The following is a 14,326-nucleotide window of genomic DNA, read 5'->3' as shown; positions in this document are numbered from 1 at the left end:
GTGGGGACCCTTATCCTGATCGTGGCTATCTATGTGGCCTACGTATACTCGCAAATCAAAGAAACGGTTCACACGATTTACGAGGAGCCTACCCGTCCGGTCTATATCAGCAAGGATCCTGAGGCAACGCCGATCCCGACAAAGCCTGTCTCCATAGAGGACAAGGATTCCTTCACGGTATTGATGCTTGGCGTCGATCAGCGCGAGAATGATCCGGGCCGTTCCGATACGATCGTTATCTTATCGGTCAACCCGAGCACAAACTCTATCTTGATGTTCAATATCCCGCGCGATACGCGGACGGAGATCATCGGGCACGGGACTACGGACAAAATTAATCATGCCTACGCTTTCGGCGGCGTCGATATGTCGCTGCAGACGATCGAGCACTTCCTCGATTACCGAATCGACTATTACGTGAAGGTTAATATGGAGAGCTTCAGCAAGATTATTGATTTGCTTGGCGGCGTGAAAGTTGACAACCCTTTTGCATTTGAAAGCGTTGGGCATGCTTTTCCTCAAGGACAGCTAGAGCTGAACGGCGAAGATGCGCTGCTATATTCGCGTATGAGGTACGAGGATCCGCGAGGAGATTTGGGCAGAAACTCCAGACAACGAGACATCATCGTATCGTTGCTGGATCACTCAGCCAACATCCAGAACATGACCAAGATTCAGTCCATATTGGATCAGGTCGGCAGCGGCGTGAAGACGAACGTTACCTTTGATGAGATGAAAACATTTGCGACCAAATACCGTTCCGTTATCGGCCACGTCGATACAGTCGAGATTAAAGGGAGCGGTAAAACGATCGATAAGATCTGGTATTATATCGTTCAGCCGGAAGAAGTGGAGCACATCCACAATATGCTCAAAGAGCATCAGCAGGCGAAGTAAAGGCCTTTCTATGTCTTGAGTGATACGAATTGTATCTATCATTTTGAAGATTCGATGGTTCTCAATCCAATATGTAGCACAAAGGAGAATCCTAATGTCCCACGTATCTGTAGAAGCCGGTCGCAAGCTTAGCACGATTCAGAAAGAATGGTTGGCCAGCAACGATCTGGTTGTGCTCATGTCGATTGATAGCGTCCGCGGTAAGTCTGTTCAGTCCGGCGAATCCAAGGTGAAGCCGGTCTGGATCAGCGACTCCAGTCTGCAGTTTCTGTCGCCCCTCAATCTTCCCGTTAATGAGCAATATACGGTGTCGCTTCAGATTACAATTGGCGGCCGCCAGACGATGCTGTTAGGCCGAGTGACGTGGAGTCGGAAGGCGAAGAAGGGGTTCCTGTACAGCTGCCAGTTCACAGGCGGTCAGCTTAAGCGGCTGCATTGGAATCTTCAGCTGGCGTGGAGAGAATGGATGCAGATGTCGACGGATGAACGCCGCCGCAGTTATGCACGCAGCAGTCTGCTGCTCGATACAGGCGTAGGCCGCGGTCTGCTGGTCGATGTGATCGGATGAGCAGCCGTCGATCGATTCGAATCCGCATGGAGAGCGGAACGATCGCCCATGTATCGATATGCAGCGTGGATGGACGACCGGTGCATACACGAGCTGCGAAGGTGTTCGTGAATTATTTGAGCGGCGACAGCATTGCGTTCATGACTTATTTGAAGCTGCCGGTCGGCAAGAGACTGGAACTGCATTTTGACCTGCAATTTCATGAATGGCACTTCAGTCTGATCGGTCAATTGGAAGCGCAGATCTGGAAGCGGGACGGGAATCAATATGTTTACGAATGCGCGCTTCAGCCGGATTCGAATATACGCAAGGCGATCGTGCGGGCGCTGGAACAAACCTTGCAGCGGATGAACCCGACTGCTGCTTTTGTGCATGCGTTATACCGCAGGCAGGAGACGACATAAGCAATCGCGAGATAACTTGGATGATCGATGAAGTTCTGAATACGATCTTCTCTCATACAATAATAGGGACAAACCTGTATTGGACGGGAGGGAGAGCATGTGGCTTGGCGATCCAGAAGACGCCGCTATGCGAAGCAATGGCTCCTTCTAATCGGCATCGTCATCGTGTGCGGGTGGCTGACCACGAAAGGGCTGCAGATGCTGTTCGCAACGGGACGGGCGGAGGAAGCGGAGCACGTCGTCGACGAATTCTATAAGCTGGAGCAGGAAGGCGATTACGGAAGCTCGTGGGAGCTGCTTCATTCCTCGATGAAAGAGCAATATCCGAAGGATCATTACATCCAGCAGCGCGCCCATATCTTTATGCAGGATTTCAAATCGGAATCGTATTTGTACGAGGTTGGCAAGTCAAAGCCCGTATCGCATTTTTCATTGAAGGAGAACGACAAGGAGACGGAGCTTGAGCAAGTTTATGCCGTTGAAGTAACACAGGATTTCGACACGCTGTATGGCCCCATTCAACTGGTTCAAATGTGCTATGTGGCGGAGGAAAACGGTGAATGGTCAATGCTATGGAAGACGAGCAAGGAATAACGACAAAACTCGGGCGTCTCTCTTGACATTCATCGATATTTGTCATAAATTTAACTTAAAAGATACGGATTGTATCGGATTCGTTAGAATATGATACGTATAGTATACAAAAATGTCAAAATAAGCGGAGATGAGCGGCTGTGCACGAATATAACGAACAGTTTTACTGCGTTTGCTGCAATCAGTTGTTGAGAAAAAGAGAAGCAGATATTTTGTTCCGAACGGGCTACTTCCGGGTTGTCTATCCGCTGGGATGCTGCGTCGCGTGCGAGCGGAGAGAGCGCCATACGACCGAACTGCCGGATCATCCGCGCCTAATTACGGGTTCGCCAGTATTCCGTATCGAGCCTTTGACCGACATGGGCAGTGCAGGGATAGGCGTACACCGGATTGCATCCGGCTCTGATGTACCGCTCTATTGGAATGATCAAGCGGAGTCTAAGAAAACGATGAATCTATACCATTGAAGGTTCGCCGTCCACACCGTCCAAGTGTGCCGGCGGACCTTAAGTTTTATTAAATCAATTTCTTGAGGCTGCCAATTCGTGTATAATTAAAAAATTGGTAATTATATTTGAGGAGGCAGCGCAATGAGTGAACCGATTGTTCAATTGTCGAACGTGACGAAGCGAATCGGCAATCGAACTATTATCGATCGTCTAACACTCGATTTGCACCCTGGTGAAGTTTACGGATTTCTAGGACCGAACGGTTCCGGCAAGACCACAACCATCCGGATGATGGTTGGTTTGATGAAGCTCACTGAAGGTCAAATTACGATCAAGGGACATAGCATCACGGATAATTTCGAGAAAGCGATTCGCCAGGTCGGCGCGATCGTCGAGAACCCGGAGATGTACAAATATATGTCCGGTTACAAAAACCTGATCCACTACGCTCGGATGGTGCCCGGCATTACGCGTCAGCGTATCGATGAGGTCGTGAAGCTCGTTGGATTGCAAGGGCGCATCCACGATAAAGTGAAGACCTATTCGCTCGGCATGCGTCAACGTCTTGGCGTCGCGCAAGCGATTATGCATAAGCCGTCGCTGCTTATTCTGGATGAGCCGACGAACGGCCTTGACCCTGTCGGTATTCGCGAGCTGCGCGATTACTTGCGTCACCTGGCGAAAAGCGAAGGCATTACCGTCTTCGTATCCAGTCACTTGCTCAGCGAGATGGAGCTCATGTGCGACCGCGTTGCCATTATTCAGAATGGCAAGCTGATCGACGAACGGGTTATTCATCAGGATGGTCCGGCGAAGGATGCGGTAAACCACTATCGGTTCGAAGTTGATCGTCCGTCTGAAGCGCTTGAGCTTCTGGCCCAGCATTCTGTTGTAGTAACGCAGGATGGCATTGAGCTCGATACGGATCGCGAGACGGCAGCATGGATTAATGCACAGCTGGTCTCGGCGGGCTTCAAGGTATACGGATTCCGTCCGCATATCAAATCGCTGGAAGAGCAGTTCTTGGAAGTAACGGGGGGTGAGACGGTTGGGTAACTTCATGGAGCTTGTTCGCAATGAGAATATGAAGATCTACTCCCGTCTTCGTACGTGGATTATGATGGGTATTATGCTCGTCATTATGCTGGCGGCATCGATTATTGTGCTGTCGCTTGGCGAAGAAGTGAAATCGATGTGGTCGATTCAGTTGAACGAAGTGTTGTCCGGTACAGCGCTTGTTACGATATTCACGGTTATTATCGCAGCAGACAGTGTAGCGGGTGAATTCTCCACAGGTACGATTAAGCTGCTGCTCATACGTCCATGGTCCAGATCCAAGGTGCTGTTGTCCAAGTACATTTCGCTCATCCAATTTGCGATTTTCTTCCTTGCCGTATTGTTCGTATGGACGTATATATGGAATGGTTTGTTCTTCGGTTTCTCGTCAGGTTCGATGCAGGAGCTGACGAATGAGTCGGCGACAGGATCGGTATGGGCTTATATTCTGTCGGGGCTGGGCCTCCAGTTCGTCAGTATGATGCTGACGACGGTCACAATCTCGTTCTTGCTGTCAACCGTGTTCCGCAGCGGCGGTCTGTCGATCGGTCTCTCGTTGTTCCTCATGTTCATGAGCGATACGCTAGGCGGTCTATTGTCTCTGGTTGATAAGCCGTGGGTAGATTATTTCTGGTTCATGCAGAGCAATCTCACCCAATATCTCAATTCGGGCGAAGGTGTGACGCATGAGCACACGATCTATTTCTCGCTCGGCATTCTAGCGATTTATTATGTCGTGTTCATGGGCATCACTTGGTGGCAGTTCACGAGACGCGACATTACGTCTTAATCAAATCTAGATCGATGGCGATTACTCGCCTTGCACATAAGAAGCAGCCCAGTCTTGATGACTGGGCTGCTTCTTTGTTGTGCGCATATAACGCTGTAAGTATAGGATTAACCGGCTTGCTGCTGCCGTTTATCTTTGCCGTTCTGACCCTGATTCGGGTGCTGCCCATGATTATGCTGCTCCTGCTTGGTATCGCGCCCTTGTGCTTGCTGCGGTGTAGGCTCAGCTTCGACAAGCGGGCGTGAACGACTGTTGTCCTGCGTTCGTTCCATCCGGCACGCACCGGTAAATATGCCGCCGTCCTGCATAACGAAAATCTGCGCATTTATGTTGCCATGCACTTGACCGGTTGCCGTAATGGTCAGCCGACCCTTCGTCGTTACATCGCCGTATACTCTGCCGGCGACCGTCACATCGCGCGCGTTAATGTTCGAGCGGGCGATGCCGCATTCCCCGATAATGACGTCGCCATGACAGTCAATATCGCCGCGAAACTCTCCTTCGATGCGAAGCCCGGCTTCGCATTCCATTTTACCCTCGGCATGTGTGCCCTGACCGATCAACGTATCCGTTAAGCTGAGTCTTTTCGATGAATCCTTGAACATCGGCAAACCTCCTAAAAGGATTTTAATTTAAATAACGAAGCGGGTTGATCGGTTCATCCTTTTGCATAATCTGAAAATGAACATGAGCCCCCGTGCTTCGTCCCGTGCTGCCCATCAAGCCGATCTTCTCCCCCCGAACGACATCCTCGTCTTCATGAGCTTCGATGCGCGACAAGTGCATATATACCGTCTTCAGCCCGTTATGATGATCAATCATGACATAATTCCCTTTGTCGCTGCTCGAGCCCGTTTCGATGACGGTTCCATCTCCCGCGCTGAATACCGGATCGCCGACTTTGCCTCCGATATCGATGCCGGCATGGAACGTCGATTTGCCGGTGAACGGGTCCGTTCGATAGCCGAAGCCCGACGTCATCTTCGATGAGCTCTTCGTCGGCCAGCCCGTCGGGAGCGCGTCGAGTATGGCTTGACGGGCTTGCGCTTGCTTCACCGATTGCTCCATCGTTGATTCCATCGAATCGACAAGCGAGCTAATCTGGCGAAAATCAAGCCCTGACTGCTCGGCGACCCCGATCAGCCTTCTAGCCTCCTCCGGGGAAGGGGTATTGCTTGATTGCTGCAGGGCAGACAATGCCTCTACCGTTGCGGAGTCTGCGTTTGCGGGCATGCTCGAAGAGGACGTCTCGGTCAGCCGCCCGTATTGTTCAATAAAAACTTTAAGCTTGCTCTCCAGCTCGCGAAGATCGCTGATCTTGCCTTTCAGATCTTCGGTTTGTCGATTCAATCGATCGATCTCCTCTTGGAGCGATCCGATTGAATCGTCCTTCCCGTTGACCGTCTGGGTGAACGAGTTGGACTGTTGGGACATTTCGTCTTGCAGCGTATCGATCTTGTAGGCGGAGCGAATCTGGAGCGCCGCAATGCAGCCTGACAGCGCAAGGACGGCGACGGCCGGAGCGGCAACGATAGACCGCCTGGATACCTTGAACTGCCGGACCGACTTGTCAGCGCCGCGCATCAGTACGAAGGACCACTTCGGCTTAGGTGACCGTTTCACTGGGCTGTTCTCCTTTCTGCCGGCGAGTGATTATTCGAACGTTCTAATCCTATTTATTCGGGCTGTCTACAATTCATGTCTGCAAAATAGGAAGGTGAGCATACCTGTTGAGCAGGCTGGAGGATCAACCATTTGATGTGTTTTTACTCACAAAATGGTAAATCGGCCGCAATTGCTGCGGTTTGATATGAAAGAGCAGATCGCCGAATTGGCTTAGCCGGTCGCCGATTGTGAGAAGATTATAATCTGCGATCCTCGCGCCAGCGCGTGCCTCCTCCCACGTAAGCGGCGTTGATAGTGTCGCTCCCGCACGTGCGCGAGGCGAGTAGGGGGCCGCGATCGTTTTGCCAGGATAGTGCTGCAAATAATCGACGTAAATACAATCGCCCCGGTCGGCCTTCATCCGTTCGATCGTGAACAACTTCGGGTGCGCTTGCGAGAGATAATTGCCGACGAATCGACCCATCACTCGCAGCTCGTCGAAGGTAACGTCGCCGGCAGAAGGGATGATGAGCTGGACGCCCGTTGCGCCTGAAGTTTTCAGCATCGACTCCACGCCGATGCTTCGCAGAAGATCGCCTACGATAACCGCCGCCTCCATGATGCGGGGCTCTTCCTCTAACGAAGGATCAAGATCAATGATCCACTCCGTTGGATAGACGGCTTCCCCGATTCGATCGAAGGACATATGAAATTCAAGGCAGGCAAGGTTGCCGAGCCACAGCAGCGTCGGGAGTGAGTCAAGCAGCACGTAGTGGATATCGCCTTGCTGGGCAGTGTGGACGAATGGGGGAGCGGGCGCGGGACAATTTTTCTGATAAAAGGATTCCCCAGCAATCCCGTCCGGCCATCGAATCGTCGTCATATAACGTCCGCTGCAATGGTGGAGAATATAGGGAGCCAGCAAAACGAGCTTCTCCAGATACATCGCCTTCGTGATGCGCGGCTCCGGCCACAACACTTTGTTCGGATTGGAGATCGTGATCTTCTCACCGTCGATGACGATGGTGCCTTTCGAGCTTGCTGACATGGTAATCCCTCCTTGTTCGAGCGGGGTAAAGTTTGTCTTTGTTGCTGTAACGGACTATAGTGATGCTATTTGTTGATAAGGTGCTCGGTTTGTGACGTAACGGACTACAATGACGCTATTGGGTAGGATAGCAGCATAGTTAGAGTAAATTTCAGTCAATAGTTGCATCTGAGTCCGTTAGAAGTTTAAAGCGATGGTTTACGATGGATAGCGTCCTCTCAGTCCGTTAGAACGAAGTGGGGGAGGATGCAAAACGCATGCGGCACAAATTGTGCGCTTATGAATCAGGTAGTTGTGAAGAACGGCGGGGCCGGTGTTGTTCCCAGTAAGGCCTCGATCATCGGTTGTCTAAGCTGGCGGCCTTCCTGCCAGCGCCATTCGGCATATTGGACGCGCATGGTGAGCAGGGGTTCGACCCAGTTGGCGCCGGCCATATCTCGATGATAGGCGATGAACGGGCTGGTGCTGCGGCGGATCGGAGCGAATACGTCAGCCAGCGCGGCCCACTCCGAACGTTTGAGACGCCCCGTGCCAACCTTCCCGATAAAATGAAACCCTCCCTTGTCATCAAACACGCCTGCGACCAATGCATTGACGATGCCTGCATTGGTTGTATACCCGCCAATAGTTGCGATAACGTCTCCCCAATGTTTGATTTTGAGCCAGCGGCCATCTTTGCCTCCGAATGAATAAGTGCTGTCCGCTTGTTTGGCGACGATTCCTTCAAGATTCTGCGCTTTCGTTACTTGGAACAGGGTGGAGCCATCCGGATAGGAGGGGACAAGCTGCACGAGACGACTGGGGTGCAGCAGCGATTCAAGCTTGCGCATCCGCTCCGCCAGCGGCTTGTTATTCCACCACTCTCCGTCACAGTAGAGCAGGTCGAACACCATATAAGTGATAGGGACTTCACGCGCGGCCTGCTTCACACGATCGGTCCGCCTAATGCCATCCCGCCGCATCACCTCGTGAAAGGATGGCTTCCCATCCGCGCCGAGCGCGATAATTTCGCCATCGAGCAGAACGGAAGAGGAAGCCGAGCAATACGACCGCCAATCCAGCAGCTCGGGGTATAACGCCGACCTAGGATTGCCGTGTCGATTAAATAGCTCGCATCGGTCGCCATCCGCATAGACCAGCATCCGAACGCCATCCCATTTGATCTGATACAACCAATCCCCCTCAGGCGGCCGCTCCGCCGCAATCGGCTCGAACGGCTCGATCGGCTGGTCGACCGACCACGGTACTGCCTTTGCCATCGTGGTTCCTCCTCCACATTCCAATGCTATTGCTATTATCGACCTATAAAAGGCGGACCAAACGTTTACTCACGCCCTGAATGGCGGGTAGGATCAGACCCCAAAATAGCGAACAAACATTTGGTGACAACGTATTGTCAGAAGCTATCTGTAGATTAAGAAGTAATAATAGCCCTTCACTCCCAGATGTTAGGATCCGATATAGGAGTAATGGCCTATCTATCTTCTTATGAGGTGAGCATGCAACATGAGGAACTTGAATGTTGAACGAATTAATGGCATCACGAAGTTGAAATACGAATTATTTCCGCCGGCTGTTCTGCAGGCAGCGGAGTCAATTAGACAGCTTGAGGACGGTTTTGTTTCGAAAGTCATCGTATGTAATTTCGGCATGGTGAAGGCAGGGAAGAGCACGCTATTCAATGCGTTAAGCGGTTTCGATCAGCAACCGTTCGCTACTGGAGAGATACGTACTACCGTTCAGGCACAAAACGTGGATAACGGCCGTTTCATTTGGTGCGATACGCCAGGTATCCAGGCAAATGAAGAAGATACGGAAGAGGCGCTATCGGCCTATGCGAATGCGGATCTCTTACTATTTGTACATAACGCAATCGATGGCGAGCTTGTAAAGCAGGAAATGGAAGGGATTCAATTATTGTTGGACCAGACGGGCAATGATTCTTCCTTCTGGGACCGATTTATTCTCGTATTGACCAATGCGGGGCAGAAAGAAGACGCGGAATTGATGCGTATAACCCACAGCATCAGAGAGCAGTTTCTGAAGCGGTGGTCTCGGGAGCCTGCAGCCATGTTCGTTGTGGATTCATTGACCTATTTGCGAGGCGTTGGGAGGCAGCAGCAAGTACTCATCGATAACAGCTGCATCCCATTACTCCTGGATCATATTGAAACGAGAACGAGACAATTAGCCGACCAGAAACTATCCTGGCTGGAGGATAAACGGAAGCATCGTAGAGAGAATTTCCAGCGGCTCTTCGATCAGGAGCTCGCAAGGCGGGCAAGCGAAGCCTACGCTTCCGATCCGGAAGCAGACAAGCTGTTATCGGCAATGGAGCAATGTCATTCAATTGTGCGGACCAAGGCGAAGGCGCTCGAAGATGAGCTTGCCGCTTTGCAGAGCAATCCGATAGCTAGGTATCACGCACCTGTAGAGCCCTTCGGCTATGATTACAATTCCAGCTACGTATATTCCTCTGAGTATTCTGCCGAGCAGGCTGCTCGTACGCAATTTGAGAAGCAGTGCTGGAACAAATTCCATCCTTCTCTGGACACTGCCAAAGGCATGATCAAAATGCATTATGACAAGCTTGATCATTACATCGCTGAGCCGGGCATGCCCTATTATGACGCAGTTCAGAAAGCGGTTAAAGGGATTGGCGATATCAATACAGCGGTTGTTGAGAAGCTTCAGCGTTATGCGATATCATCCTATCCCAAAATATCGACTGTTTTTACAGTGGAGAATGGCGACGGCAAGACGGCCGATCTTCGTCTGAAGAAAGCGGACGTCGATTACTACGGAGATTTCAGCCGTGAGCTGTACGAGCATCATGGTATGGATTGGTATATGAGAGCCAATATCGACACGGACTACTATGACGATTATGTGGGTGAAAGCTGGCTCGGCAATGCCAAATACAAGAGAAAATATAAATATAGCTTTTACGATGCAAGGCGAGAGCTGCTGGAGCAGATGACTACCAACATTAAGAATGCCGAGTATTACATCCATGCTTCCTATAAGAGGGCAGCAATCGATTTCATCAGTCAATTGCAAGCCAGGTGTACGGAACGAATAGCCGCAGTAAAAAACCAATTGGACCAGTTGGCAGCGGACGTCAAGAAGCGAATAAACAAGGTAGAGGAGCACAACCAGCTCGCTGATTCCAAGTTAAATGAATTGCGAATGATTGCAGAGCAAATCATGCAACGAAATGATGATAAGCAGTAGGAGTGAATGTATTGTGACAACCATAGCGGAGTACGTAGACCCGTTCATTCATAAGGTTCAAGCAGCAGGAAAGCAGCTAGAGGATTTCTCCAATCTAGTAGCTTCGAGGGAGCAAGATATATTACGCGGCGTGAAACGGCTGACACAGGCACTTGATAAGTGTGTAGGCATCGATGCGTCAAGTGAAGCATCTCCAATTAAGAAGCTGCTGCAGGAGAGCCTGTCCCATTATCGTCTTATTCTTCGAGAGTGGTCGACGCTTATCGTCGAACGAATCGAGGGTAAGGAATTCATGAACCAGTTCGAAAAGTCCATTATTCTGGCGGTATTCGGTTCGGTTAATGCTGGCAAGAGCACGCTTGGCAACTTTATTGCCGGCGTCCCATTTCGCGATGGCGTAGATGATCGTGAAGTCCCATACTCGTCTGAAGCGCCTCAGTTCTATGTATACGATTGGAGCGACGGGCAGCGCGACCGCGGGGAGCGTCCGCTTCCGGCCAATCGATTTCGGGAGAACGAGGTGCAGGAGACAAGCACGATCCAATATTTTACGCTCGATAATGGGCTCACCTGGGTAGATACGCCAGGCATTCATTCTCTGGATGCGGAGTACGAAGATCTCGCGAAGAAATATGTGAATTATGCGGATCTCATCCTGTTCGTCAGTTCCTCCTCTTCGCCTGCTAAGGCAGACGAGATTGCCGAGATGGAGCGGCTGACTCAGAAAGAGAAGCAGCTGCTTGTCGCGATTACCAAATCGGATCGAACGGAAAGTGATGTCGTGAATGGCGTCGAAGTGAAAACACGCGTGCCGAAGAGCTCCTTTGATCGCAGACAGCAAGAGGAATATATGGACAAGCTCATTCATGGCAGAGGCATTGACCGTAATCTGCGAGACCCTCGATTCGTAAGCCTTTCCTCTTATCTGGCACTAGAGGCGCTGCGAACGAATGACGTCGACAAATTCGAGGCAAGCGGATATCCATTACTATATGAGCAATTAGGCGGAGTATTGAGCAAGCATGCGATCGAGTTGAAGACGGAGCGTCCACGGCTTGAGATGAACACGTTAATTCGGGAGCTTCGCGAGGGATTCGTAAGCAAGGGTACACGAGTGGATGGACTTGTTCAAATGGGTGAAAAGTTCAAGAGCGTTCAGGATGAGCTACTGCGAACCGGCGAGCAGCTTCGGTTGCTTCACACAGAGCTATTCCGCGAGCTGCGTATGAATATCGAAGCGCGAATTGAATCTGAGTTAACCGCGCTCAGCTTCCGATTCGACCAAGGTGAGTCAATTACATCGCATCAAATCAACAATCTGATCGAGCAACATGCGCTCCGAGAGCTTAATCAGTTAATAGCGCGGCGAGTCGGCGATCGCTTAAGCGATTTTCAACATAAGCAAATTCAATCCATGCCCCTTCAAATCAACGCCGAATTCAAGGGGAGCTATCAAGAGCATGAATTTACGCAATATGCGACGAAGGAAGTAAGCAGAGATCCTCGTGGGCTGGTCGAGAACCTGCAATCGCTATTCTTAGATAAGAAATTCACAGAGCTGCGAATCGACGAGAAAAAAGAGATACGCCAGGTGAGAGTTGGCAATAACAGTGCGCAGCTGCTCGAGCAGGTTCTCGAACAGATGGAACAGCAGTTGGCTCCGCATGTGCAATCGGTTATTCATGAATTGGCGGATCAATATGTCGCTGAGCAGTCCAGCATGTTGACGCAGCTGCAGGATGCCATTGAATCGTTCGAAGCGGAGCTGCACACGATGAGATTTCAAGAGGAGGTTCCGGTATGAGCCGTAACGTATTGTTGAATTACAAAGAGCAGCTGGAAAGCTATGTCCAGGAGGCGCGTAATCTGTTTGCGCATCGCGGCAAGGAGGAGCAGCTTGTTGGTGTCGAAGAAGACATTCGCAAGAAGCTGCTGCTGTTCCGGCCTTCCCTGATGTTCTATGGTGTATACAATGCAGGTAAGAGTACGCTATTAAACGCGATATTCGGTGAAGAGAGAGCGAAGACAGGGGATATCCCCGTTACAGCTGAGGTAACCGAGTATGAATGGAATGGTTATCGGATTGTCGATACACCTGGCATTAATGGACCGGAGCAAGATTATATCATCTCGCTTCATGAGCTGGACAAGCATGATGTCATCTGTTTCGTCATCGATAATAGCGAGTCACATGACAGTAAGAGAGTTGCGGAAGAAGCGATTAAGATCATTCTGAAAGGCAAGCCGCTTATTACGGTCATCAATCGCAAGATGGAGTCTTTCTCGGATGAAGGTGACCAAAGGCTTGATCAGGCGATTCGATCGCAGTTCCATGCGAATCTTCAGAGAGAGGCAGTTAAGCATGGTATTGCTCAGGTGGATCAGCATTACTGCTTCGTTTCGGTTAATGCGGCGAAAGCATTCAAGGGTCGTATAAAAGATGAACCTGTGCTGATTACCAATAGTGGAATTACAGCCTTGGAGATCGAATTGCTGAATCAGTTGAAAGCGATGGATGGACTGCGCATGCTCGCTGCTCCAACCGATCAGCTCATCCAATCGGTGAAGGAGCTGGCAAGCTGGCTGGCGAATCAGACCGATGATCAGTCGGAGCGAGCTGCGCTGGCTTATTTGAAAGAGCTTGGTGAACGCCAATCACAGTTCCGGCAATCGCTTCAAGGCAAAGTAAGACGGCGTCTAGCTGCGGCAGGAGATGAGGTCTATCAATTGGCTGCCGTGGGGAATGATCCGAATGTTCGCCTCGAGCTGATGCATGAAGAACTGCAGAAGCTAATATCGAATGAGTTTGATCAAATGAGCCATATGCTCCAATCGGACCTAGCAAGCAATGAACCCGTTCGTATTCGGCTTGCTGGCGCGAGTTTCAACATTGCTGCACTCGAGCGAATGGAAGGTAAGGCATCGAAGCTCGCAGACCTTGGGGGTCAATCGGATGATCATTCCGTGCTTGCAGGAGGCTTATCGTCCGCCCTTAAAGTGCTTCCGATGATCGTTGCACCCCCGCCAGTGAAGATATTGCTCCCTGTTGTCATCACGATTGTCGAGCAGGTCGTCCAGCTAGTATCCCGGAATAAACAGCTTGAACTTGAGAACGAACGGCTCAGACTTCAGGTTGAGGAGGCTAACCGCAATCAGCAGCAGTTGATGCAGCAGCGGCTCCTAGCTCTGCAGGAGCTTCATACACAGATTCGAATCGGGCTTTATCAGGCAGAGGAGCAAATAATGGGCACGATCGCGGAAGGAATTACTGCGTTATTCGGTCCAATCGAAGAGAGTCTGCATGCAAGCTTTCAACAGGCGGGCAAAGAAAGACGTGAGCTGGAACGAGATATGGCAGAGGCGAAGCGGCTAATCGACCAGCTAGAATCCTTCCGTGCAACACTGGTCAACTAATAAGGAAGTAAAATATACGTATAACCTGTGAGAGGGCACTCCTGTAATGGAGTGCCCTCTCACGTTTATGTCCAATATTATTCGCACCGAAGCGGTTACTGAGCCGCCTTCTTCGGCGCCCGCGGTTTGCGCGGCTTCGGCGCTGGCGCATCGGGCGCCGCGCTGCCAACGCCCGCATCGCTCGCGATCGGGCCGCCAGCCGCGGCGTCTGCGGCGCCAGCCGCCTTGCGGCTGCGCTTCGCGGCAGGCTTCGCTGCTGCCGCGAAG

Annotated in this window: 15 protein-coding genes; 10 read left to right on the top strand and 5 right to left on the bottom strand. The window is 51.0% G+C overall.

Annotated features, from left to right (window positions below; all coding sequences use genetic code 11):
• Nucleotides 1-21 precede the first annotated feature (21 nt).
• From SBI19_RS20700 to SBI19_RS20670, 7 genes are all read left to right on the top strand, one after another.
• Entirely contained in the window at nucleotides 22-897 is an 876-nt protein-coding gene (locus tag SBI19_RS20700) for an LCP family glycopolymer transferase (RefSeq protein ID WP_317971418.1), read from the top strand.
• Nucleotides 898-991: 94 nt separating this feature from the next.
• Nucleotides 992-1,465 carry a hypothetical protein gene (locus SBI19_RS20695; protein ID WP_317971417.1) on the top strand — a complete coding sequence of 158 codons (474 nt, stop codon included), beginning with the start codon at nucleotides 992-994 and terminating at the stop codon, nucleotides 1,463-1,465.
• On the top strand, nucleotides 1,462-1,869 hold the full coding sequence (locus tag SBI19_RS20690; RefSeq protein ID WP_317971416.1) for a hypothetical protein: 408 nt from the start codon (nucleotides 1,462-1,464) through the stop codon (nucleotides 1,867-1,869). The genes SBI19_RS20695 and SBI19_RS20690 overlap by 4 nt, the downstream gene beginning before the upstream one ends.
• Nucleotides 1,870-1,968: 99 nt before the next feature.
• On the top strand, nucleotides 1,969-2,463 hold the full coding sequence (locus tag SBI19_RS20685) for a hypothetical protein (RefSeq protein WP_317971415.1): 495 nt from the start codon (nucleotides 1,969-1,971) through the stop codon (nucleotides 2,461-2,463).
• 140 nt (nucleotides 2,464-2,603) lie between these two features.
• On the top strand, nucleotides 2,604-2,930 hold the full coding sequence (locus SBI19_RS20680; RefSeq protein WP_317971414.1) for a hypothetical protein: 327 nt from the start codon (nucleotides 2,604-2,606) through the stop codon (nucleotides 2,928-2,930).
• A gap of 123 nt (nucleotides 2,931-3,053) precedes the next feature.
• Nucleotides 3,054-3,968 (top strand): ABC transporter ATP-binding protein, encoded by a 915-nt coding sequence (locus SBI19_RS20675; RefSeq protein WP_317971413.1) that lies wholly within the window; start codon nucleotides 3,054-3,056, stop codon nucleotides 3,966-3,968.
• The gene (locus SBI19_RS20670; protein ID WP_317971412.1) at nucleotides 3,961-4,758 is read left to right on the top strand and encodes an ABC transporter permease; all 798 of its coding nucleotides are present in this window, start codon (nucleotides 3,961-3,963) and stop codon (nucleotides 4,756-4,758) included. Before SBI19_RS20675 ends, SBI19_RS20670 begins: the two co-directional genes overlap by 8 nt.
• A 107-nt stretch (nucleotides 4,759-4,865) precedes the next feature.
• Here the strand turns inward: SBI19_RS20670 and SBI19_RS20665 are convergent, their stop codons facing one another.
• The 4 genes from SBI19_RS20665 to SBI19_RS20650 form a co-directional block, all read right to left on the bottom strand.
• The gene (locus SBI19_RS20665) at nucleotides 4,866-5,363 is read right to left on the bottom strand and encodes a bactofilin family protein (protein ID WP_317971411.1); all 498 of its coding nucleotides are present in this window, start codon (nucleotides 5,361-5,363) and stop codon (nucleotides 4,866-4,868) included.
• 22 nt (nucleotides 5,364-5,385) lie between these two features.
• Nucleotides 5,386-6,381 carry a M23 family metallopeptidase gene (locus SBI19_RS20660; protein ID WP_317971410.1) on the bottom strand — a complete coding sequence of 332 codons (996 nt, stop codon included), beginning with the start codon at nucleotides 6,379-6,381 and terminating at the stop codon, nucleotides 5,386-5,388.
• 124 nt (nucleotides 6,382-6,505) lie between these two features.
• Nucleotides 6,506-7,411 (bottom strand): non-homologous end-joining DNA ligase, encoded by a 906-nt coding sequence (gene ligD, locus SBI19_RS20655; protein ID WP_317971409.1) that lies wholly within the window; start codon nucleotides 7,409-7,411, stop codon nucleotides 6,506-6,508.
• A 284-nt stretch (nucleotides 7,412-7,695) separates the two neighbouring features.
• Nucleotides 7,696-8,670 carry an ATP-dependent DNA ligase gene (locus SBI19_RS20650; RefSeq protein ID WP_317971408.1) on the bottom strand — a complete coding sequence of 325 codons (975 nt, stop codon included), beginning with the start codon at nucleotides 8,668-8,670 and terminating at the stop codon, nucleotides 7,696-7,698.
• A gap of 247 nt (nucleotides 8,671-8,917) precedes the next feature.
• Between SBI19_RS20650 and SBI19_RS20645 the strand changes: the two genes are divergently transcribed.
• The 3 genes from SBI19_RS20645 to SBI19_RS20635 are packed head-to-tail and all read left to right on the top strand — an operon-like array spanning nucleotide 8,918 to nucleotide 14,059.
• Complete coding sequence (locus tag SBI19_RS20645) at nucleotides 8,918-10,645, top strand: GTPase (RefSeq protein WP_317971407.1); 1,728 nt, start codon at nucleotides 8,918-8,920, stop codon at nucleotides 10,643-10,645.
• 13 nt (nucleotides 10,646-10,658) lie between these two features.
• On the top strand, nucleotides 10,659-12,449 hold the full coding sequence (locus SBI19_RS20640) for a dynamin family protein (RefSeq protein ID WP_317971406.1): 1,791 nt from the start codon (nucleotides 10,659-10,661) through the stop codon (nucleotides 12,447-12,449).
• A complete protein-coding gene (locus tag SBI19_RS20635) occupies nucleotides 12,446-14,059 on the top strand; it encodes a GTPase (RefSeq protein WP_317971405.1) in 1,614 nt (537 codons plus the stop codon). Before SBI19_RS20640 ends, SBI19_RS20635 begins: the two co-directional genes overlap by 4 nt.
• Here SBI19_RS20635 and SBI19_RS20630 read toward each other — a convergent pair.
• Nucleotides 14,027-14,326: hypothetical protein (locus SBI19_RS20630; RefSeq protein ID WP_317971404.1), on the bottom strand; the 300-nt coding region annotated here is incomplete at its 5' end. The genes SBI19_RS20635 and SBI19_RS20630 overlap by 33 nt on opposite strands.

The organism is Paenibacillus sp. CCS19 (assembly GCF_033239625.1).
GTDB lineage: Bacteria > Bacillota > Bacilli > Paenibacillales > Paenibacillaceae > Paenibacillus_T.
Note: the sequence above shows the minus strand (reverse complement) of the source record. Positions and strands in the feature narration are given on the sequence as shown.